General features: G+C 56.2%; 18 protein-coding genes and 2 pseudogenes. 5 read left to right on the top strand and 15 right to left on the bottom strand.

What is annotated here, in order from left to right:
• The 3 genes from AC221Y_RS04225 to AC221Y_RS04215 all read right to left on the bottom strand — a co-directional run.
• Positions 1-1,008 (bottom strand): Acg family FMN-binding oxidoreductase (locus AC221Y_RS04225; RefSeq protein ID WP_486706833.1); only part of this gene is annotated, 1,008 nt, incomplete at its 3' end.
• 239 nt (positions 1,009-1,247) lie between these two features.
• Entirely contained in the window at positions 1,248-2,621 is a 1,374-nt protein-coding gene (locus tag AC221Y_RS04220; RefSeq protein WP_299753957.1) for an MmgE/PrpD family protein, read from the bottom strand.
• Between the two features lie 309 nt (positions 2,622-2,930).
• Positions 2,931-3,725 (bottom strand): phytanoyl-CoA dioxygenase family protein, encoded by a 795-nt coding sequence (locus AC221Y_RS04215; protein WP_299753956.1) that lies wholly within the window; start codon positions 3,723-3,725, stop codon positions 2,931-2,933.
• A gap of 119 nt (positions 3,726-3,844) precedes the next feature.
• Between AC221Y_RS04215 and AC221Y_RS04210 the strand changes: the two genes are divergently transcribed.
• Positions 3,845-4,657, top strand: a complete 813-nt coding sequence (locus AC221Y_RS04210) for a hypothetical protein (protein WP_486706832.1) — start codon at positions 3,845-3,847, stop codon at positions 4,655-4,657.
• A 504-nt stretch (positions 4,658-5,161) separates the two neighbouring features.
• Positions 5,162-5,458 (top strand): DUF1330 domain-containing protein, encoded by a 297-nt coding sequence (locus AC221Y_RS04205; protein WP_299753954.1) that lies wholly within the window; start codon positions 5,162-5,164, stop codon positions 5,456-5,458.
• Between the two features lie 69 nt (positions 5,459-5,527).
• On the opposite strand, the gene AC221Y_RS04200 is transcribed toward AC221Y_RS04205, so the two are convergent.
• Both AC221Y_RS04200 and AC221Y_RS04195 read right to left on the bottom strand, forming a co-directional pair.
• On the bottom strand, positions 5,528-6,574 hold the full coding sequence (locus AC221Y_RS04200; protein WP_299753953.1) for an Ldh family oxidoreductase: 1,047 nt from the start codon (positions 6,572-6,574) through the stop codon (positions 5,528-5,530).
• A 3-nt stretch (positions 6,575-6,577) separates the two neighbouring features.
• Positions 6,578-6,991 (bottom strand): cupin domain-containing protein, encoded by a 414-nt coding sequence (locus tag AC221Y_RS04195; protein WP_299753952.1) that lies wholly within the window; start codon positions 6,989-6,991, stop codon positions 6,578-6,580.
• Between the two features lie 304 nt (positions 6,992-7,295).
• On the opposite strand from AC221Y_RS04195, the pseudogene AC221Y_RS04190 reads away from it, so the two are divergent.
• Together AC221Y_RS04190 and AC221Y_RS04185 are read left to right on the top strand one after the other, a co-directional pair.
• A pseudogene (locus AC221Y_RS04190) lies at positions 7,296-7,685 on the top strand (IS30 family transposase); the annotation flags it as partial.
• Between the two features lie 157 nt (positions 7,686-7,842).
• Complete coding sequence (locus AC221Y_RS04185; RefSeq protein WP_486706831.1) at positions 7,843-8,508, top strand: ankyrin repeat domain-containing protein; 666 nt, start codon at positions 7,843-7,845, stop codon at positions 8,506-8,508.
• A 308-nt stretch (positions 8,509-8,816) separates the two neighbouring features.
• Here the strand turns inward: AC221Y_RS04185 and AC221Y_RS04180 are convergent, their stop codons facing one another.
• The 7 genes and pseudogenes from AC221Y_RS04180 to AC221Y_RS04150 form a co-directional block, all read right to left on the bottom strand.
• Positions 8,817-10,073 carry an APC family permease gene (locus tag AC221Y_RS04180; protein ID WP_299753950.1) on the bottom strand — a complete coding sequence of 419 codons (1,257 nt, stop codon included), beginning with the start codon at positions 10,071-10,073 and terminating at the stop codon, positions 8,817-8,819.
• A gap of 462 nt (positions 10,074-10,535) precedes the next feature.
• Entirely contained in the window at positions 10,536-11,783 is a 1,248-nt protein-coding gene (locus tag AC221Y_RS04175; protein WP_299753949.1) for an NAD(P)/FAD-dependent oxidoreductase, read from the bottom strand.
• Positions 11,784-11,930: 147 nt separating this feature from the next.
• Positions 11,931-12,122 (bottom strand): annotated as a pseudogene (locus AC221Y_RS04170) (IS6 family transposase); the annotation flags it as partial.
• A gap of 68 nt (positions 12,123-12,190) precedes the next feature.
• Positions 12,191-13,126, bottom strand: coding sequence for an ABC transporter permease (locus tag AC221Y_RS04165; protein ID WP_299753948.1), 936 nt, complete (start codon positions 13,124-13,126; stop codon positions 12,191-12,193).
• A 4-nt stretch (positions 13,127-13,130) separates the two neighbouring features.
• Positions 13,131-14,462 carry an ABC transporter permease gene (locus tag AC221Y_RS04160; RefSeq protein ID WP_486706830.1) on the bottom strand — a complete coding sequence of 444 codons (1,332 nt, stop codon included), beginning with the start codon at positions 14,460-14,462 and terminating at the stop codon, positions 13,131-13,133.
• Between the two features lie 75 nt (positions 14,463-14,537).
• Entirely contained in the window at positions 14,538-15,626 is a 1,089-nt protein-coding gene (locus AC221Y_RS04155; protein ID WP_486706829.1) for an ABC transporter substrate-binding protein, read from the bottom strand.
• Positions 15,627-15,696: 70 nt separating this feature from the next.
• Positions 15,697-16,791, bottom strand: coding sequence for an ABC transporter ATP-binding protein (locus AC221Y_RS04150; protein ID WP_299753946.1), 1,095 nt, complete (start codon positions 16,789-16,791; stop codon positions 15,697-15,699).
• A gap of 1,045 nt (positions 16,792-17,836) precedes the next feature.
• Between AC221Y_RS04150 and AC221Y_RS04145 the strand changes: the two genes are divergently transcribed.
• On the top strand, positions 17,837-18,379 hold the full coding sequence (locus tag AC221Y_RS04145; protein WP_299753945.1) for a flavodoxin domain-containing protein: 543 nt from the start codon (positions 17,837-17,839) through the stop codon (positions 18,377-18,379).
• A gap of 317 nt (positions 18,380-18,696) precedes the next feature.
• Here AC221Y_RS04145 and AC221Y_RS04140 read toward each other — a convergent pair whose 3' ends face one another.
• Genes AC221Y_RS04140 through AC221Y_RS04130 form a run of 3 tightly spaced genes read right to left on the bottom strand, consistent with a single transcriptional unit; the run spans position 18,697 to position 22,006 of the window.
• Complete coding sequence (locus AC221Y_RS04140) at positions 18,697-19,416, bottom strand: alpha/beta fold hydrolase (RefSeq protein WP_486706828.1); 720 nt, start codon at positions 19,414-19,416, stop codon at positions 18,697-18,699.
• The gene (locus tag AC221Y_RS04135) at positions 19,413-20,954 is read right to left on the bottom strand and encodes an ABC transporter permease subunit (protein ID WP_486706827.1); all 1,542 of its coding nucleotides are present in this window, start codon (positions 20,952-20,954) and stop codon (positions 19,413-19,415) included. The genes AC221Y_RS04140 and AC221Y_RS04135 overlap by 4 nt, the downstream gene beginning before the upstream one ends.
• Positions 20,951-22,006: a quaternary amine ABC transporter ATP-binding protein gene (locus tag AC221Y_RS04130; RefSeq protein ID WP_299755157.1), complete on the bottom strand. Its 1,056-nt coding sequence runs from the start codon at positions 22,004-22,006 to the stop codon at positions 20,951-20,953. Before AC221Y_RS04130 ends, AC221Y_RS04135 begins: the two co-directional genes overlap by 4 nt.
• Positions 22,007-22,043: the final 37 nt, after the last annotated feature.

Raw genomic sequence — 22,043 nt, 5'->3', positions numbered from 1 at the left:
TCTGCGCAGGGATGGCGCTGGCATTTTTTCTGAACGCCCAATGCGCAAGAGGATTTGAGGCAGCGCGGTCACCCCCGCTGCTTCACGTAGCGCAGGACGCAGCGCACCAACTTCAATGGGCTGGTTCAGATAAGAAGCCGTATACCCTCTGGAGGTCAATAAAAGCAGCATCTTCGCGAGGGCGCGGCCTGTGTTGAGCCAATCCACGACGCCGTCGGACTTGCTCGTAAGCAGCGCCAGAGCCGGTGAGCCCGCCAGTATCTTCTTTTCGTCAGCGGCAGCGACGTTGTTGCCAAGGTCAAAAGTACGGATCACAAAACGGGCGGCGGGAGTGAGGATATCCGGCATGCCGAACCCTGCGCCAGACATGCCATCGCGACTTATGAGTCGCGTTGAATGTACCCAGGATGCAAGTTCTCGGCGAAAGTTTGGATCCTCAAACTGAAGGCGATCGGCTTCAGCGACCAATCCAGCAATCGTTTTGATTGCGGGACTATCCTCAAAAAACCGAAGGCTGGCTCCAGCGGTTTCGACGGCAGCGCAGCATGCGGGTGCCAGATCGTCGGGAAACCCCTCCATTAAATAAGCGCTCCGATCAGTACGCCTGTTCTTAATTGCATCGAACAAGACAACTTCGCCTTCATCCGGAGGCTTGCTCGCGGCAACTGTGATCTGTGCAAAATGGTCAAGGTACTCGGGGTCGGGCAGCAATGCGATCGTAGCCTGCAAGGAGAAACGCCGCGCAGCTACCTCAAAGATCCCAATGGCTGCTCCGCAACTGATCGTCAGTTCTCTGTTATGAGGATCAACAACCGGCAGCGCCCGCGCCCGATCGGCGAGAACATCGACCCAATTCGGCCCGGTACCGAACAACCAAGGCTGCGTATTGTGCGCCGACGGAGCGAGCGTCGCATACCCGATAAGATACTGGATTTGTTCCTCCAGCGTTCCACCAGAGGGGAACTCTGCATCAGCACGCAGCCATGGGTCATCTGAGGCCGTCATCATTCCTGCCGCTCACTTCTCGTTTGGAATAAGTATAGGAGCATTTTCGGATGGGCTATTGATCTGTCTCAACGATGGTTCGGTTCCCAAAGTACCATGGATATTGGTTTGATCCGCCTCGGCGAGAACCCATCGAAAACATCCCGCCAGCCGAAGCCGAGGCAAACTTCTAAGCGGCTCTGGAAAGATCAGAAATGGCCGCGCAACTAAGACAAATCAGGCTCCGGCAAACCCGACGCCCATCACGGCGCCTCGATCAAATGTTGTGTCAATGCGGTGAAGGGCACATCTACTTCGGTCAAAGATAGTGCCGCGTCTCGGATCAGCTCTGCACGCAAATCGCCGATGACAGGCGTGGCCAATGCCATAAACTTGGTGCAAACCTCATCAAGTCTCATCGGTCGCTCAGGCCCGCCGCGGGCATGGGTATCGCCGCTCTCTAGCCGTGTCCCATCTGTCAAAGTCACCACAACATCCGCCCAACGCCCGCCGGGAAAACGCGCCTCATGCTGCTCTGTTTCGACAGTGCGTGTCTTGTTCACGAGGCCTGCGACCAACGTATCCCTAAGACCCGTACCAGATATATGATCAAGCGTGATCTCGCCATAAGCCGCCATAATAGCCACGGCAAACGCCATGGAATACTGCGCTTGCGATGTCGTATCAGGCACAGTTGGGAAAAGCCGGGCAGCGTTGTGAAAACTATGCACCTCAATTGCTGTAATCTGATCAGGCGCAAACCCTTTTTCGATCCTCAATTCGCGCACCGCATCGATGGCGGCATGGGCCCAGCGGCAAATCGGATAAGGCTTCACATATTGATGCTCCATTTGCCAAAACTGGCCTAGATCTGCCCAATGGCGTGAGCATTCGTCCGATTCAACTGTCAAAGCTGGCGCGCCGGTAAAGCCCATCTGCGCCATTACCGCCGCTGAAATACCAACCAAAGTTCCCATGCCCGACCCGTCATGCAGCATGGTCGGATTGGCGATCTCGCGCATCATCTGACTGCGCGGCCCATGATATTCGGCGATACCCCATGCGTGGCGCAACTGATCCGCGCTCATCCCATTCAGGCGCGCAGCAATCGCAGCAACACCAAGGCCATTCCAAGCGCCAGATGTGTGATAATCCGACACGCTTTCATGCAGCGCAATGCCTGCACGCCCCGCGATTTCATAGCCCACAACCAACGCCGCAAGGGCATCGCGACCAGACAGATCATCCTGCCCATGAGCCATCGCAACCAGCGTCGGCACCGCTGCGACACCAATATGTCCCTTGGTCGGATTGTACCCGTCATGCGCATCTAGATTGTCGATCTGCGTTGCGGTGGCAAAGGCCGCCCCGGCTCGGGACGCAATCCGCCCATCAAACATCATCGGGGCTTGATCGTCCGGCTGCGAGGTCCCGTAAAGCCGAAGCGCCGCAGTGCGTGCAATCGTTCCCGCTTCCATTGGTTGGGCTGCAATGCACACACCAAGCGTATCAAGAAGCATCATCGCACTCGCGTTCAAAGTTTGCTGCGGTATTGCGTCAGGCTCACGTTCAAGCGCGAACTCAAGCGCACTTTGAAGAACCCAATTCTTGGTTGCATCGGGGTGTGTTTGTGGCATCAATCAAGCCTCCGGAGTTCAGTTGCAGTCTTGCAAAGCACGAATGGCATTTGAGTTCTGTACATTGGACAACTTGATACAAGAAATGTCCCCAAAAGCCCTGGTAAACAGGCTCCTCCCCTCACCCTTGTGCGCTCATTTGACGAACACAGGACCCCTTTCTTTGTTTATTTTGCCTACCAACAGACAAGACGGCGCGACCAGTAACTTATCCGTTTCCGACCTGTCTTCGTCGGAAAGAAGCAATACCAGGCTCGCAAACCAATTCAGTTTCCGAGTGGTCAGCTTCAGATACAGTTTCTGCCGATTTCAGCGTTGGTAGATGACCGGAAACCAGTCTTCTCTTAGGATCTGACCCGGCATCATCTCGTGACCGGGAAAGGGGGGCGAAGTTGGGCCTGGACGTTCAACATAACGAGCATCATCACCGACGAGGCGCAGCGAGAATGCGCGGCGGCGCTGATCCGAGATATTTCCGCGTGCGCCATGCAGGGTTCCGTAATTGAACGCAACAGCGTCGCCAGGCGCCATCTCCCATTCCCTGATGTCCATGCCTTCTAGATCTGGGTCCGGCACTGGCATGTAGTCATCATCGTTGGGAAAAAAGCTTGTTTCGGTCAGCCACCTTGTTGGCAGCACCGCCTTTTTCCAAGAATGGCTGCCCGCCACACATCGGAGGCTGGCATCGGTGACAACATCCATAGGAGACCAAAAACTCACGGTCTGGACCCCATCAACAAAGTAGTAGGGACTGTCTTGATGCCAGGGCGTCTGTTTGGATGTACCCGGTTCTTTGACAAGAACATGGTCGTGAAAAACCTGCACTCTGTTTGACTTCATCAGATCGGCTGCGACTTCGGCTGCTGGTGAATTGCGGATGACATTCTCGAATTCAGAAATACGGGTCCAGTTACAGTAATCATCAAAAAACCGCCCGCCTTCACCCTCCATCAGGTTCTCGGCCGCGTAAGGGCCAGGCTCTACCATGTTCCGCTCGATCCCAGCTCGGATCATGTCGACGTAATCCTGGAACAGTCCTTTGATTAAAACGACGCCTTCGCGTTGAAAGGTATCTACATGCTCTTGGGTCACAAATGGATGCATTGGTTGGGCTCTCCTAGTTGCGGTTAGCCTAAATCAATCCGATATTTGTTCCTAATAATAGAACGTCATTACTGGCGAACGGCAGCTAAGAGCTCAAAGTATGGAATGGCGCGCTTTGCATGACCGTCTACTTTTGTCTCAGCGGCTTAAAAGGAAAGCGACAGACACCATCACTTTCAGGTGAAGCTGAAAGCTTTCGGATGGCGACTGGCAGGCGAACCCAGTCTAATCGGGTCGAAAAGTGGAGGGGGGAAATGCTTAGAGCCATAGCATCATTTTTGCTCATCTTTTGTGCGAGCCAAGCAAGCGCACAAATCTGTCCTGACTTTTTTCGCTTTGTTGATTTCGGGCTAGAAGGCCGCGACGGGGTGATCTACCGCGGAGGGCCTATTTTTCGCGCCGAAAGCTTAAGCGGCCAACCTCTTTTGTTAAGAGATCGCACGGAATGCCTGGGTGTTCGAGAGGTCTCTGTGGATGGTCGGGGCAATCCTATCCCTGTTGTCACGAGTATTCACTACAGTCCTGAGAAAACGAACATAGACCTGACAGAACTGCGTGTCGCTGTCGTGGATGATACCGAAGCGGCGGCTGAAAAGAACGCCCGCGTTCATCGTGCGGGGCTGAAGCCATCCGACACAGAGTTCACGCGTGGAGCGAACTTCTTTTGTGCCAGTTTTAAGGAGTCACTGGAGATGAGTTGCCAATTGGAATCCCCTTATCCCGGCAATATTGCTTTGGTTGTCTACTGTGACGCTTTGCAATGCACGATGCCTGTTCTGGCGATTGATGAACAAATACTAGTAAGCGCGGTTTGGGCGAGTGGAGGTTCCTTTTTGAACGACCCAGCTGCGGCGGGTCCTGATATTTTCGACAAGATCAAACGAATTCATGATTTTTTAAGCCCTCTTTCGGCAGCACTTCAGCGTCGTTAGGAAACAGAAGAAGCGGCCTTCGAAATACACAATATAGATGGCAGCTTCGTCCGGAGGCTGTGTAAAAACTCGGGATTCTTCATGATTTCGCGCCGCTCGTTTTCGGGAGTTGCTAATTTGATGGTTCCGCTCGACCAGAGCGCGCCCAGATCTGGCAATTTTTGCCATTTGTAAAAGCTCTCGATAGTTTTCACACAGCCTCTCCGCACAGCAGACCTTTGTGGTGGGTGCAGCGAATGGCTGCTTCGAGCCTATTTTGTTGAAAAACTCCAAGCTGGGGCAGAGCTCGGATAAATCGGGAAACAACGTTCTTCCCATACCGCAATGGGCTGAAAATAGCGCACATTTCGGCGGCGACTGAGAGCAGCGCTCTGGTTTTGAGGTGTCGTTGGACGGGCATTCGAGTTTTTCAACAGAATAAGCCCAAAGCGAACATCGGTTGCCCATCCGTCGAATATCTATTCTTTTCGAAAGGTGACGACAGGAACCAGAAGCGGAGGGAGCATGCCAGCCTATGTAGTCGGACAACTGGAGGTACTCGACTGGGATGACTACCAGAAGTATCTCAATGGCTTCATGCCAAGTTTTGAGCGTCATGGTGGGAAACTTCTGGCCACATCAATGCAAGATACCAAAGTTCTCGAAGGCTCTTGGGCTTCCTCGCGAACGGTTTTGTTGGAGTTTCCTTCTGCTGAAGACGCTGAGGATTGGTACACCGATCCCGAATATGTCGAACTTATGAAAGTTCGACATCGCACGGCCAGGACAAATCTGGTGTTGGTCAAGGGGTTCAAAGACTAAAAAAACGCGTTGCCCGCAAGAGCTACGTCTCCTGTCGACAAATATCCATTCTCGTTGGATTGCGGCGCTTCAACTCGAGAATGGAGCGGTGACGCCGAGTTTCTTCGCCTTCTCGCAAAGCTCAGACGCGGTGTCGTCAGGAAGGTCAATTCCGACCTTCCGAAGCCGGAGATCCGACTTGGCCTCACGTTCTCCAGGGTAGAAGATTTCCGGCACATCGGAGTGCCTCGGCGTTTCCTTGAGGTCCGCAATCATCCTTTCCATGTCTGCCTCGAACTCGGGAAGTGGACGACATGCGGCGATGTTGATGGCAAGGACGAGGTGTCCGACACCACTGGCGCCTTCGGCGACATAGGGACCGGTGACATAACGTCCAAAATGGCTCCCGCTCAGGACGCCGGACAACATGTCCATGGCGACCGAGATGGCGTATCCTTTGTGGCCTCCCATCGGTAAGATCGTGCCTTCTATCCCCGCTGCCGGGTCGATTGTGGCGTTGCCCGCTGCGTCGATTGCCCAAGTGTCTGGAATGGGTTCGCCCCGTTGTTGTGCGAGGTAAAGCTTGCCTCTGGCCACCGCGGTATTTGCGATGTCCAGCATCATTGGCGGGTGCGATCCGGCAGGAGCGGCCCAAGACCATGGGTTGTTGCCTACACGTTTTTCCACCGCTCCCCATGGAGCCATGGCCGGGCTTGCATTCGTCGAGATAAACCCGACGCATCCGCATTCCGCTGCCATGCGAGTGAAATACATCGCTGTGCCGAAATGACCTGAATTTCTGACAGAAACCGCCCCGATCCCATGGGTTCTTGCGAGTTCAATGGCATGGTTCATAGCCGCCTTGGCGGCGACCTGGCCCATCCCGCGCTGACCGTCCATAGTGGCGATAGCCCCAAGGCCGGCCGACGGCTCGGGCTTGGCGTCCGGAATCATGGCGCCGCTGTCGAGGCGCGCGGCGTACCAGAAAAGTCGCATGACTCCGTGGGATTGATGGCCCCAGAGGTCGGCCTGAACCAGAGTGTCTGCGACGAGGTCTGCCGCATCGCGGGGAACCTTCATCGCCTGATAGCAGGCGGATGCGAAGGCGCGCAGATCGTCGTGATGAACGGTAGGCATGGTTCAACTAGTCTCTTGGTTTTCGGAAAAGATCGGTGCTGTCTTGCCGCTGTCCGTAAGCGTCCGGGTGGCGTCGACCGAGGCATAGGTCCAGAAGATTCGAAGGACATCGGATTTTGAGGGATTGATGAACCTGTGTGGGAGACCCGCCGGCAACCACGTCACGTCGCCGGCGTCTGCCGGGAAAGCTTCGTCGCCAGCTTCGACGAATGCCGTGCCCGCGACGATCAGCACGCTTTCCTCGCAATTGTGATAATGCAGAGGAATGGCTCCGCCGGGCGGGATGTTGGTGAAGCCGTTCAGAAAAGCTGTTGCCCCACTTTCGGGCGTCACCATCTGTGTGGTCACGGCGCCGCCGCCACGTTGTATGTGTCGACGGTCGGTCTCTCGTATCAGGGCGTGTCGTGGCCTCGTCATTCAGATTGCCTCTTTGAGAAGGTGGATGTTGCGGAGTCTGGATCATCGGCGCGGTGGGTGAATGATTGTACCGTCAGAAGGCAACGATTTCGCGGGACGACGCAAGTGCCCGCTTTCACACCTCGCGGGCATCCCTCGTTTAGCCTCTATCGCATCGACGAGGTCGAGAAGACCGATTTTTTCGGAGTTTCCTAAATGCGGGGATATCGGGTTCAGAATGGCCTCACCTGAGTTTCCGAGAAAGTGTATTAATTCAGCGCATTGTATGACGCAGGAGATCTAATCTTTATCAAAAAAACAACCTACCCGTTTCGTGATGCTGGCAAAGGTTGGCAACAAAGACAGTCACAGCGTTGTTCAGGCTCTGATCAAACAGTCGCGAAAGTTGCCAAAGGAGCTATATTGCTGGCTAACCTGGGACGGTGGCACGGAGATGGCAGGGCATAAGGCCTTCACCTTGGCGACAGATATCGACGTGATTTTGTGCGACCCTCACAGTCCATGGCAACGCGGTACGAATGAGAATACCAACTGCCTATTGCGACAGTACTTTCCAAAAGGGACAGACCTGTCGATACATAGCCAAGCAAAGCTGAGCGCTGTCGCAAGACAGCTCAACGAACGACCTCGAAAGACGCTGGGATACGAAACTCCAGCAGAGCGTTTTAATGCATGTGTTGCGTCGACCGGTTGAGCCCGGCGCTCGGAGCAGCCATTCGCTGCAAGGCGCGCCATCGGGCGCGATTGACGAAACCTGCGCACGGGCTGGTCTTGACGTCATCGGCGCTGAATAATCCAAGCAGGACCCGCCCATTAATGGGGCGGGTCACCGCATTTGAAAGGTGAACCCAATGCTTCGTTCCTTGATCATCGCTGCCGCTTTGGCATTCGGCAGCGCGGCCCATGCACAGACAGCACCATCGGCATCCGACATTGCTTCCTACACGGGCCTACATCTTGCCGCCCACGAAGGACGGGTGGACGAGATCAACCGCTTGATCGCACAAGGTCATGACCTGAATGCCCGTGATCGGGCGGGCCGAACACCAGCGCATGTTGCCGCTTTCGCCTCGCACGACGATGCTGTTACCGCGCTTGGAACGGGCGGCGCGGACATGAACGCCCTTGAAAATCGAGTCTATGATGTCCTGACCATTGCCGCGGTGGCCAATGACCCTGAGCTGGTGTCTCTCGCCATCCAATTGGGCAACAAAACAGATCTCATCACCAGCGTCTACGACGGTACAGCCCTGATTGCTGCGGCACATCTTGGCCATCATGATGTTGTTGCCCGCCTCGTCACCGGTGGCGCGCCTCTGGATCACGTTAATAACCTCGGCTGGACAGCGCTGATCGAGGCTGTGGTGCTGGGTGACGGCGGGTCAGATCACATCAAGACGGTCGAAATACTTGTCCAGGCCGGTGCAGACAAAACCATCGGTGATCGCGACGGCGTGACCCCCCTTCAGCACGCGAAGGCGCGAGGTTATGCAGAAATGGTAAAGCTTCTCCAATGACGTCTCTCATACGCGGCGGATCAAATGGTGCGTCGCGTATCAGTCAGGATGAAGCGTTTTCTTGGGCCAAAGCAGCCCTTCGCTGCTCAACAGCAATTCGGGAGGTCTGGGCGGCGGGCTCAACCGTTCGCCGCGCAATGCATCAATGACTGCACTGCGGACAGAACGGACCTTAGAAGGCCGGGGTGTCAGAAGAGAGCAGACCTTCCGCTTCATCAGGCAAGGTGCCGGCAGCGGGGGCAGTGGTGCCTTGAAGTTTTCAGCACATCGGCGTGCCTTGCCCCTTTTTTTATCCTCCGATTATAGCTTTACGCACCTGAAATTTTTCCCGCAATAAGCAGGAACAAGCAGAAAATAGCACCGAGAACCGGGACGGCGAGTGGCACTGTGAAAGTGCCCTGAGGCGCGGGAACGCGCCGAATCTTGAGCCATACCAACGCGGCGTTCACGAAGACAAAGACAGACAACAGCACCTCCGATGTTGTCTCCGCCAGCGTGTCGAGCGGCGTAAACAATGCGAGACCCAGCACGATGGTGGCAACGAGGACCGTAGCCCTGAGCGGTGTGCGCGTGTGCGGATTGACCTTGCCTATCCAGGCGGGAAGACGCCTCTCGCGAGCCATGCCGTAGGTGACCCGCGCTGCCATCACGAGAATAATCCCGACACCATTCATTGTGGCCAGGATCGCCACCAGCGTGATCGTGAGCGGCGAAAAACCAGTCAGGCGTTCGAAGAGCAGGCTGATGGGAGCGGTCGTGGTCTTGAATTCCGCAACCGGGATCGCCGTCGCCGAAATGTGTGAGACCAGCACGTAGAGCAACGTCACGATTAAAAGCGTCAGCCCCAACGCCCAGGGCATGATGCGGCGCGGGTTTCGTGCCTCCTCGACGAGGTTCACCACGTCGTCGAACCCGATATAGGCGAAAAAGGCGATGAGGCTTGCGGAGAAGACGCCGGACACTGCGACCCAGTCCGACAACGGGGGAACCAAGGCGCGGGGCAGCGACGCGAGAATCTCGGAATCGGACCCGATACCGGCACCGATAATAACAAGAAGGCCCGCGACTTCCGCCACTGTCATGATGCCGGCGATGATGACGGTTTCGCGAATGCCCCAGGCTGCGACCGTGGCCATGACAACAATGATCAGAACAATCAGCGCTGGCTGCGGGAGCGGGATCACCTGCGCGACATAGCCTGAGGCCCCAACGGTAATAGCGGCAGCGGCAATCATCGCCTCGATAAGAATGGCAAGTCCTATAATCACCGTAAGGGGTGCCAGCCTAAAGGCGGCCTCGATGTAGTTGGCCTCTCCGGCTGCCTTTGGAACGCGGCCCACCAGTTCCGCGAATGCGCCTGCGGTAAAGGCCATCACGAACGCGGAGAGCAGAAACGAGGCAGGTGCAAATTCTCCGGCTCGCAGAACTGTCTCGCCTACGAGCACGTAGATCCCTGCTCCTATGGTCACACCTAGGCCATAAAGCACAAGGCCCGTTAGGCCGATGCTTCGACGCAGCGAAGCGCTGGCTATATTGGCCTCATTTTCACTTCGGTGCCATTGCATATCCACACCTCCCCTTGCTGAATATACGGTGGGTTTTGACAACGTGTCCTTGATCTCTGTCACCTTGGGCTGAGGTCAAAGCCGGACGGGTGTGCTAGGTGCGCGACAGGATCACCCGCCCCCATATATCATCGTTGATGTAAACCTTCAGCCGCCTGCGTCGCGATACGCTGGACGTCACCGAAAGATGGCGCGCGTGCGAGGTCAGAGATAGGCAAGGGTCCGCTCTGGGCTGCGGTTTCAATCGGTCGACGCAACACTTTAGTCTTTTTGGAAAGATGGAGTATGAAGCATAAAGTATCGTCCCCGAGTATTTTTACGGACAAGCAGAAGTCAGAGATATGGGGAGCGTTTTGTCATTCGACAAAACTACGAAACCGCCGCGCCCGCCCCAAGTTGGATTGCTCTGAACGTGCCAGGACCGATATGACATATCCCGGTAGCCTATGCGTGCGCATGACGTCAGGCGACGGTGTAGCTGCGATCCGGCCGGAATGCGGCTATGTCAATGTTGGGCTGGCGGCCCTCGGCAAGGTCCGTAACGATGCGCCCTGTAATCCCTCCAAGCGTCAACCCAAGATGTTGGTGGGCAAAGGCATGTATGATCCGCTTGGACTTGGCGGTGTGCCCGATCACAGGAAGGGAGTCCGGCATCGTCGGCCGGTATCCCAGCCAGTGGCTGTCGGGAACCGGCAATGGGCCGAACATTTCGGTCGCTCTGCGGACAAGATATGAGATCCGGTTCTGATTGACGGGCTTGTTGAGATGGTCGATCTCGACGGTGCCGGCCAAACGCAGACCCTTTGCCATGGGAACGGCATAGAACCCGCCTTCGGACCAGCCGACCGGTCGAGTGATCCGATGGGCGTCATTGGCGTAGACGATGTGATATCCTCGTTCCGTTCCAAGCGGCAGCCTTTCGGTTTCGGCGCCAGCGATCTGCCTGGAAAATGCGCCAGATGCGACGACGACATGACCCGCATGCACCGTATTATCGCCAACCTTCAATTCGACGCCTGAAGCACGTGCCGTGACCTTCGAGACTTTTGCAGCGATCGTCCGCCCACCCAGGTCGGTAAAGCGCGCATGCATGCGCCGGATCAGTTGCTCGGGATCTCTAATATGCCGCGCCTCGGGATAGAACACTGCACGTTCGATGGGCAGTTTGAGGCCTGGCTCCATCGACGTTGCTTCGTCGGCCGTCAACTCCACGAGGTGAACGCCATGGCTCCGTCGCTGTTTGAGCCCGGCTTCAGCCGCTTTTGCGCCAGCCTTGCTCGACCAGACGGATAACTGGCCATTTTCGACGACAAGGTCCTCCGCTTCAGCCGCAACGATTAGGGGATTAAGGCCGGAATCCGCATGCGCCAGCAGGCCCGCAAGGTTCCGCGAGATTTCACGCGACCGTTTCGCAGAGCAGTTCGCGAGAAAGGACAGCATCCAGCGTGGGTTTTTTAGCGCATGACTGTAGGAAATCGAAAGCGGACTGTCCTTGCTGAAAAGAAGTCGTGGCAAGCCGAACAAGACAGACGGATCGTTGACCGGCAGGCACGCATAGGTAGCAATGGTGCAGGCGTTGCCAGAGCTAGTCCCCGACCCCGGTGGATTCGGATCGGCCAAGAGCACCTTGTGACCGCGCATCTGCGCCCATAGCGCCGTGCTGGTTCCAACTATGCCCGCGCCTGCGATCGCGATGTCGAAGTCTGCCAAAGTATTGACCCTATTACCTTTCTAGGACGATTGACCCAGCTACCTCTAGGGCTGGCCATATAAAGAGGCAATACCACGCCACCGCAGGTCTGAGCTGGGAAGTTAAGAAAACTGTCAGAACGCAAATCGGTCTTTGCTACTCCCGGACTCGGAAGCAAATTTTGGGGCGAAACGATGCCACCAGTACCGCACGGCCTCGTGGCTAATGTCGATCCCTCACTCGTGTAGCAGGTCTTCTACATTCCGCAGCGAAAGCGGAAACCGAACATACAATATCACCGCGAGGCGAATGGTCTCTGGGCTGGTCTTGAAATAGCGAAATGGGTTCTTTTGGGTCATGGCCCGACGCTAGACAACTGCCCCACCCGCCTCAAGCTGACGTGCTCTGACTGTGTTTTTCTGCCGGATCAGCCCGGGCTCAGCCCGCGCAAACGCTCTGACCGTCGGCGCAGAATTTCGACGGTCGCCAGCAGGAAAATCGAGAAAACGACCAAAATCGTCGCCACACTCAAAATCGCCGGGCTGATCTGCTCGCGGATTCCGTTCCACATCTGTCGCGGGATTGTCTGTTCATTAAAGCCACCGATGAACAGCACGGCCACAACTTCGTCGAATGACGTGACGAAGGCGAACAGCGCGCCGGAAATCACACCCGGCAGGATCAGCGGCATTGTGATCTTGAAGAACGTCGTGCGCGGGTTGGCGCCCAGCGACGCCGCCGCGCGTGTCAGCGAGTGGTCGAAACCCACCAGCGTCGCGGTCACGGTGATGATAACAAAGGGAATACCCAATGTGGCATGCGCCAGAATGATCCCGAGGTAGGGGATCTGCCATCCGAATAACTCCCACTTGGCAATCGAGATCGACGAGTAAAAGAAGAACAACCCCGTCGCGGTGATGATAATCGGTACGATCATTGGCGAGATCAGGATCGCCATAATTGTGCGACGGTATGGCATCTCGGGTCGGCTGAGGCCCAGTGCCGCGACCGTCCCCAGTACAGTGGCCAAAATGGTCGCAAAGAAGCCGATAATGACGGAGTTCTTCGCCGCCTTGATCCAGGCGGCATTGTTCCAGGTGTCTGCCCACCAGGAACCGTCGCGCACCAACTCCGGCGCTTGCATTCCGAACGTTAGGATAAGGTCGTACCAGCGCAACGAGTACCCCTCGGGGTCCAGCGCCAGCATCTTCGGAGTAAAGGTAAAGAAAGGCTCGGCGTTGAAAGACAGCGGAATGACGATCAGGATCGGCGCGATCAGAAACGTGAAGATCACCCCGCAGATCACCAGGTAGATATAATGCCAGACCCGTTCGAGGGTGGATGCGTGTTTTGGCAAAGCCATACCGTTATCCCAGTTTCAAATTATCAATGCCGATCAATCGGTCGTAAAGCCAGTAGAGCAACAGGATACCCGCCAGAAGCAGGGCGGCCAGCGCCGCGGCCAGCGACCAGTTCAAAGATTTCTGCATGTGGAAAGCGATAAAGTTCGAGAACAGCTGTCCGCTTGCACCGCCCACCAGCGCGGGCGTGATGTAGTACCCGACCGCCAGAATGAAGACGAGCAATCCCCCTGCCCCCATACCCGGCACTGTCTGCGGCACATAAATGCGCCGAAATGCCGTCCAGCTGGTCGCCCCAAGCGAGCGTGCCGCACGAACATAAGTCGGGTTGATCGGGCGCATGACTGAATACAGCGGCAGCACCATAAACGGCAGCAGAATGTGGACCATCGCAACAATCGTTCCGGTCTGATTATAGATCATCTGGATACGGCTGTCGTCTGCCACGATACTGGCAGCCACCAGCGTGTCGTTCACCACGCCCTGGCTTTGCAGCAGCACGATCCAGCTGGTCGTCCGCACCAAAAGCGAGGTCCAGAACGGCAGCAACACGAAAATCATCAGCAGGTTCGAATGCCTCAACGGCAAAGTCGCCAGCAGATGCGCAACGGGATAGCCAAGGATCAGGCAGGCGAGCGTAATGAAGGCCGACAAAGCCAGTGTCTTACCGTAGTTGCCGACATATAGACGGCGATCCTCGTCCACCTGAACGATATTGCCATCGGCGTCCCGCGTTCGGTCCAGAGCCGCCAGATAAAAGTTGCCGGTATATGCCGAAGACGCCCCGCGCATCACTTGCCACAGCAGCGGATCGGCCCAATCTTGGTCTGCGTCCAGAACCGCCTCTTTGAACGGGGGTTCCATCTTCGGCGCCTTGCGCGTCGTCGATGAGATCAGGGATTTCGTTCCAGCGAGTTCATAGTTGATGCGCGTGCCTACATTGCCCTGCGCCTTCAACTCGCTCAGTTGAATAAGATCGCTGACCAGCGCGGCATAGGCGGCCTCGTCCGGTTCAGTGCCTTGCGGATTTTTGTCGAACCAACCACGTAGCTCTACCATAATCGGCGTTTTGGTGCCCGATTCAACGTCCCGATGGACAACAAAGCGCGGGTCGTGAATCGACCGCAGCAGCATTTGCCCGATCGGGGCGACGAAAGTCATAACAACGAATGCCAGCAGCGGCAGCACCAGCAGGAAGGCACGGCGACGGGCCCTTGCCTCGGCCGCAGCCAGAGCGGCCTTCAGCGGTTTTCCGTCAGCCGTTTTCAGATCACCTGCCGCGGGCGCATCCGGGGCCATTGATGGCGTCCCCTGCGAATTGGCGGAAGTATCGGTCATTCGGTCCAGATCCTGATGCGGCTGATTGCAGAAAGTCGGGGCGCGCCAGTACGGCGCGCCCCATTTGTGCAGGTATTACTGGGCAAGCCAGGCGTTAAAGCGCTCGTTCAACTCCGAGTCGCGGTCAGCCCAGAACTCCAGCGACGACGCCAGGGCGTTGGTCTGGTTTTCAGGGCTGGTCGGCAACTGCGGACCCATTTGCGTCGTGCCGTCGCCCTTGTACACGCCAACCAGCGGTGCCGAAGACTTGCGCGGCGGGCCATAGCTGATCCATTCAGCAGCCGCCGCCAAAGGTGCGGTGCCGGTCGAGAACTTGATGAACTCCAGAGCGCCCTCTTTGTTAGGTGCGCCCTTCGGGATCACCCAACCTTCCCATTCAAAGACCTGACCGTCCCACATGATCGCGAACGGCTGACCTTCGCCAACAGCGGCCGAGAAAATGCGGCCATTCCAGCCCATCGTCATCAGAACTTCGCCGTCAGCCAGCAGTTGAACCGGCTGCGAGCCGGCTTCCCACCAGACGACCGAATCCTTGATTGTGTCGAGCTTTGCAAAAGCGCGATCAACACCTTCGTCGGTTTCCAGCGTGGCATAGACGTCGCCTGCAAGAACACCGTCAGCCATCAGCGCCATCTCAAGCGTGGTTTTCGCGCCTTTTTTCAGGCCGCGCTTGCCGGGAAATTTCTCAAGGTCATAGAAATCGGCAATCGAGGTCGTAGCGCCGTCCGTGAACTTGGTGGTGTCATAGGCGATCGCGGTCGCGAACACGTCGGTCGGGATCATGCAGTCGGTCAGCGTTCCCGCGATGAAGTCATCCACAGCAGGGGTGCCATCGGCACCATCAGGCATGGTCGAGGCATCGATCTCTTCGATCAGACCTTCGTCGCACAGACGTACGGCGTCGGCGATTTCAACGCTTGCGACGTCAATCGTCACGTTGCCCGCTTCGACCTGAGCCTTGATCGGGGTTGCCGGGTTGTCGGCATCTGCCGAGTTCACGGTGATGCCCGTCGCTTCGGTGAAGGGCTTGTGATAGGCCTCAACTTGGCTGTTCGTGTAAGCGCCTCCCCAGCCGATGACCGTAACTTCGGTGCTGTGGCTGGCCGCGTTTGCGGCAAGTGCAACGCCGCTCAGTGCCGTTGTCAGGATAAGTATCTTTTTCATTTGGTTCTCCTCAGTAGCTGTAAATTTATGTCAATGGTGCACCGGATATTCGTGCCAGTGTCGCGTCGTTTCATAGCGGATTAAGCGCACGCGCGTCCTGTGCATGCCAGGTGACTTGCGTCTTTTCGCCGACGACCAGGTGCGTGTGGCCCGCAGAATTCGGAACTTTGACGACAAAGTCATCGTTGCCGTGAACGTTGAGGCGGCACCGGATGTGGTCGCCCAGATAAATCAACTCTCGCACGTCGGCAGTGGTTGTGTTCGCGCCACCTGTCTGACCCACCGTGACACGTTCGGGCCGGATCGAGATCAGCGTTTCGGTCCCGACCTCGCCACAACTGACGGCCAGCGCTTGGCAGGTTTCGCCGTTCGCAAGCTTTACCGTCGCCGTATCGCCGGTGCGTGACACAACTATGCCGCTCAGTTTGTTATTCTCGCCGATGAACTGCGCCACAAAGCTGTTCTCGGGACGTTCATAAAGATCGGCTGGCGCAGCGAGTTGCTGGATGCGACCATCGTCAAAAACGGCAACGCGGTCACTCATCGTAAGGGCTTCGGACTGGTCATGCGTGACATAAACCACTGTTATTCCGAGTCTTTCATGCAGATGTTTAATCTCATACTGCATATGTTCGCGCAGTTGCTTGTCCAGTGCACCCAGCGGTTCATCCATCAGCACCAGCTTTGGATCGAACACCAGCGCACGCGCCAACGCTATGCGCTGTTGCTGGCCGCCAGACAGTTGCGCCGGGCGGCGGTTGCCGAAAACGCCCATCTGCACCATGTCGAGGGCGTGTTTGACCTTGGCCTCACGCTCGGCCTTGCCCATGCCACGCACTTCCAGCGGGAAGGCGAGGTTTTCGTTGACGGTCATATGTGGAAACAGCGCGTAGTTCTGGAACACCATGCCAATGCCGCGCTTGTGCGGTGGAATGTTGTTGATCTCGGCCCCGCCAAGGCGGATTTCTCCGTGGGTTGCGGTCTCAAAGCCGGCGAGCATCATAAGACAGGTAGTTTTGCCCGATCCCGATGGCCCGAGCATCGTCAGAAATTCGCCTTTTGGCATCGACAGATTCAAGTCTTTGACGACCAGAATCTCGCCGTCATAGCTTTTCTGCACACGGTCGAATTCGACAAATCCGTCGTCGGTATTGGTGTTGACCAAACCGGGCTCCCTGATAGCGGCAGGTTATCCTGCACTTCTGAGGAAGGGTTAAAGCCAATGGCCAGCCATTATGCAACCGGCGAATCCGGCTTTGGCGCGCCTGAACCCGAGTGAATTGCCCCTTTTAGGTGAGCGGGTCGACTGGTATTGCTATCAGCGACTACATCACCGCGCAAATCTGCGAGGGAACGAACTCGTGGTCGCCAAGACCCTGAACCTCGGATTTCGTTGCCTCACGGGACGGCGAAGTGGAACGCATTGAGTTGATGCGTTCCATCGCCTTGGTCAATCGAGGTCCGGATTATGGGCTGTCAGATTCCAAACAGGCGCTGATTTCATGGACTACTGCGCTGCAACCATGACGTAGCTCCAATGTATTTCTCTGACGCGTGATCACTTACTTTGCTTGATCCCATACTCATGAATTCGTTTTCAGATAACGGTTTCTCCAACACCTAGCCTATTCGCGATTTCACCCATTGAGTGGCTCTTGTACAGCTCCTCTAAATACTCCTTTGAGATCGAAAACTTCGTCGCCCTCCGACACTGTGTCGCTCAATTCCAAACGCTATCAGCGTGTTGCGAACAGTCTCATCGTTGTAGCCAAGAGACGCCCGACGGGACTCAATTGTTCACCCGCTGGCAGTTCCGCTATGTGGCCGCCGCACAGAGATCATGCTCAGCCAAAAGTTCAAATCGACCAACATGCAAGACGGCATCGTGCAGGTTCCGCGCATCGAAACGGCTTTTTGTGAGCGCCATTCTTACTTTTGTGCTATGATGCAGGAAGTAAATAAATCCGATTACTGGTGGTTGAGGAGCCTTTTTCCGTGTTCGTGATGGCAACCGCAAGGAGACCCGGACGTGGCTTCTAATCGTCGGCGTTGTCGTTTTGGGTTCGACAGTGTGAACTCGCTCATGAGTGGACCCCTGTGATCCACACCGATTCCGGCGTGTTCGAGGACTCTTAGATTGGCAGCCAAGCTTACCAAGTCCGCAATGGAACCGGATCGCTTAGGTTTGAACAAAAAGATGGAGGCGCTTGATGGAATTTCTCATTATTTTCGAGTCAGTTGAAGGACAAACCCGCAAGATAGCGGAGTCTGTGGAGCAGCAGATACGTGCCGCAGGCCATGGGGTTCGGATGTTTGACGCGACGGACAAATTGGCTTCTTTGACTTTTGAAGGCATCGACAGGGTGGTGCTGGCAGCACCTGTGCATGAACGACGCCATCCCATGAGTTTCGAAGTTCTGATTTCAACAAACTTGGATGAATTGAAAGCGCGTCAGACACTTCAAATCTCTGTTAGCCTCAAGGCGGCCTTTCCTGAAGGTCAGGAAGAAGCTCAGGACTATTTGACCGAATCGAAAATGCGGACTGGTTTTGCTGCCGATTGGGAAGTCCTGGCTGCTGGGGCCGTCCGCACGAACAGCTACGATTATTATGAAAGCCAAGTCGTGCAAAATGTAGCGTTGGCTGGGCAAAAAATTGACCTTGTCAACGGCGAGCGCGAATTCACTGATTGGGATCGGCTTCGCGCTGAAATTGAAGCGTTTCTGGTCGCTGAGCAGCCTCATGAAGCCTGAGTGCGATGAAGCTTCCTTGCAAGACCCCTTAAGGCGGAGGGGTGGCGCCGAAGCGGACCTTCCCTGCAAACCGCCCCAACGTCCGCTGTGCAACCTTTGCTGACTTTCGCGGGGGTGGTGCCCTGAGTGTGACCAACAAAAGGCAGTTATCCAAAGAATACCAATAAGGTAGAGCTACACAAAGTCCCGCTACCCTTAGTCGTCCAAAGCAATGCTTTATTTTAAGCGAGGTCTTACGGCTTTAATAAGAGCCTGGATTTTGCGGATATTTTTGTGGTTCTGGCGTTGGGTACAGGGCGTGAGCAAAGCTGCTACCGTTAAGCTGCAATGAAATCTCTAACCACACTGTTGAAAAGTTCGGGCTTTTCCAAATGCGTCGCATGCGCACAATCAGGGAGGACAGCAAGACTGGCGCTTGGAATGGATCGCCAAAGACACTCGATCTGGCTCCAAGGATAAGTGCGGTCGTGGTCTCCCCAGAGAACCAGCGTTCTTGTGCGAATGTCTTGGAGACGACCAATGCCGCTCCAGTGCTGCATCGCGTCGAGCCCGGCTAGAATAGCCTGTAAACTGCTTAGCTCAGCAATGGCCGCGCATTCCTCGTAGGCCTCAGCCTCAGTCATTTTAAGAAACCAGGTGGCTGCAATGCGCCTTGCGGTGGCCTGCGATCCGTCGGTTCGCGCGCGGCGCTTCGACGTGCTGATGGTCTCAAATCGGCCAGGCAAAACCCCGGTGGGCCCGGTGCCATAAAGCACCAGGCGGTCCACGGATTCGGGTGCCTGGACTGCGATTTCTTGTGCGACCATCCCGCCCATGGAGTGACCGATCAGATGAAACCGCGCGATCCCGCGAGACTTTAGCTCGGCAATGACCCATTTTGCATAGGCTTCAATGCTGTCCAGCGCCTCGAGTTTACAGTTCTCACCAAAACCGGGGAGGTCCACGGTGATGACGTTAAGTCCACAGAGGGCTTTGGCTTGGCCCGCCCACTGCCGACTGCCGCCCAAGAAGCCATGGACGAAAACGATTGGAGTCATTTGCGCCCGCCTTGGACGATGCGGTCAAGGATCATCGCACAGAACAAGATCGAGAACCCTGCGAGAATACCTTGGCCAACGTTTGCGTACTGCAGGGCCTCCAGCACGTCTTCGCCCAAACCCTTTGCGCCAATCAGCGACGCGACGACAACCATGGCCAGCGACAACATAATGGTCTGGTTGATACCGGCTCGGATTGACGGCCCCGCAAGCGGTAAGTCGACTTTGGTTAAGAGGTACCATTTGTTCGCGCCGAAACTGATGGCCGCCTCCCGCACGCTTTCGGGCACCCCTCGCAGACCGAGGACCGTCAAACGGACGACGGGCGTTCCACCAAAGATCATTGTTGTTACGACGGCTGCCGGTTTTCCTGTTCCAAAGAATGCAATCACTGGGATCATGAAGACGAAGGCGGGCATGGTCTGCATGAAGTCCATGATCGGCTGAATGAAGGAATAGAACTTTGGTCTGCGCGCCGCGAACATGCCCAAGGGGATGCCGATCAGGATCGAAAGGCAGGCCGCGGTTCCAAGAAGGGCCAGGGTTGTCATGGCTTTCTCCCAAAAGCCCAGAAGGCCCATGTAGGATAAAAAGGCGGTGGAATAGATCGCCATGCGCACGCCAGCGGTCAGCCATGTTAGCAGGATGATCAGCGCAGCCACCACAATCCAGGGTGTACTCACAAAGACAATCTCAAGCGCATCAAGGACAAGGCGGATAAAATAGGTAATCGCATCAAAAAGCGCATCGCCGTTTAGCACGGCCCAATTGAAGAAAGCCTCTACACGATCGATACTGACAAGCCGAATGTCCGGGTCGGTTGGGAAGTCTGACAGCAGCGCGAACCGGCCCGGAAAGCTGTAGTGCATCATCGCGGCAAAGACGATGAGCGCCATGAACACCGCACTGAAAGCAATTTGCGAGGTTGGCAGGCCAGATCGTACTGCGCGATCGCTGAGCCAATCGGAAAAGCGCGTTTCAAGGGCGGTGTTTGCCACAAGGGCTTCGACCAATTTGGCGATCACCAAAATCGCTAATCCGGTCAACGCGATCGTCGGGCCTTCTGCGGCCATCGCGTCTGCATCGGCGCGAAATCCGCCGATATTGGCCTCCAGCGATTCCACCGCGCGACGGAAGGCATCCACCCGATCCGAACCGTTTTCTATTGCTGCAGACAGCTGCTGTCGCCGCAGTTCCAGCGTGCCTTCAATTGAGGCTATCCGATCCATTGCATCGGCGGCCAGATCACCGAAAAGCCCGCGGGAGATTTGCACAAATGCAAGAGCTTCGATGATCAGAAAAGGAAGGGCCCAGTTCCAGAGGCCCCGTGCGCCAAACCAAACCGGGCCGAACAAACCCGCGAATAGGTTTACTGTCGGAGTGAAGCGAGATGAGGCGCCGATCTTGTCGAACATTCGGATGTAGTATTCCGGGTTCGTGCGAACGAATGTGCGAATGTTTTCCCGACGTTCTTCAGCATAGGCCAGGGCTGCGTCTGAATCGGTATCCTCGAGGGGATTTACGCCTTGATCGGTCATGATACTTCGGTCCCTTCAATCACGGTGCGCAGCAGATCGGCGCGGGTGATCACCCCTGCATCTCGGCCATCGGTTTGAACGACGATTGGATTGTCATCATCAATCGCAAGGTTGATGAGTGTGCTCAGCGTTTCATTTTGGTCAACGCGCGAGGCTTCGGCGGCAAGGGCACCGTTCTGGGCGACAAAGGCGTCGATGGGCTGCATGACCGCATGGGCGTGAACGACTTTCAGTCGGGAAATTCCGGCGACGAACTCAGCCACGTAGTCGTCCGCCGGATCCATGACGATGTCTTCGGCGGTGCCCATCTGTACCAGCTTTCCGTCTCGCATGATCGCGATGCGGTCACCGATGCGCACCGCTTCGTCGAGATCATGAGTGATGAAAATCGTTGTTTTCTTCAAGATTTTTGAGAGGCGGATAAACTCGTCCTGGAGTTGGCGGCGAATGAGGGGGTCGAGTGCCGAGAACGGCTCGTCCATCAATAGGACATCGGGGTTTGCCGCCAATGCGCGCGCCAGTCCAACCCGCTGCTGCATTCCGCCCGAAAGCTCGTGGGCGAATTTCGCGCCCCATGCGCCCAGTTCTACAATGTCGAGAATGGCGGCGGCCTGACGCATGCGCTCGTTCTTGGCGACCTGCCGGATTTCCAGCGGCATCGCCACATTGTCCAGAACCGAACGGTGCGGCATCAGCGCGAAGTTTTGAAAAACCATGCCAATCTTCAGGTTGCGGAACTTTTGAAGCTCTCGCGGTCCCAGCGCCATGACGTCGATGCCCTCGATTTCAATTTTTCCGGCCGTTGGTTCCAACAGCCTATTGAAATGACGGACCAATGTGGACTTTCCGCTACCGGACAGACCCATGATGCAGAAAATTTCGCCTCGGTTTACGGAAAGGCTGACGTCTGCGACGCCAACGACTGCGTTGTACTCGGCGAGAACTTCGGCCTTTCCCAACCCCTTTTCGCGAATTGCCGAAAGGGCGGCCTGCGCGTTGGCTCCGAATATCTTCCAGACGTTGGAGATTTCGATGACGGTGTCGTCAGTCATAACGGGAATGTCCTGCGCGGCGTCGGGGAGTGGCGGC

Source organism: Boseongicola sp. (genome assembly GCF_057460485.1).
The sequence above is the reverse complement of the archived record's forward strand: the minus strand, read 5'-3'. Positions and strand labels throughout refer to the sequence as shown.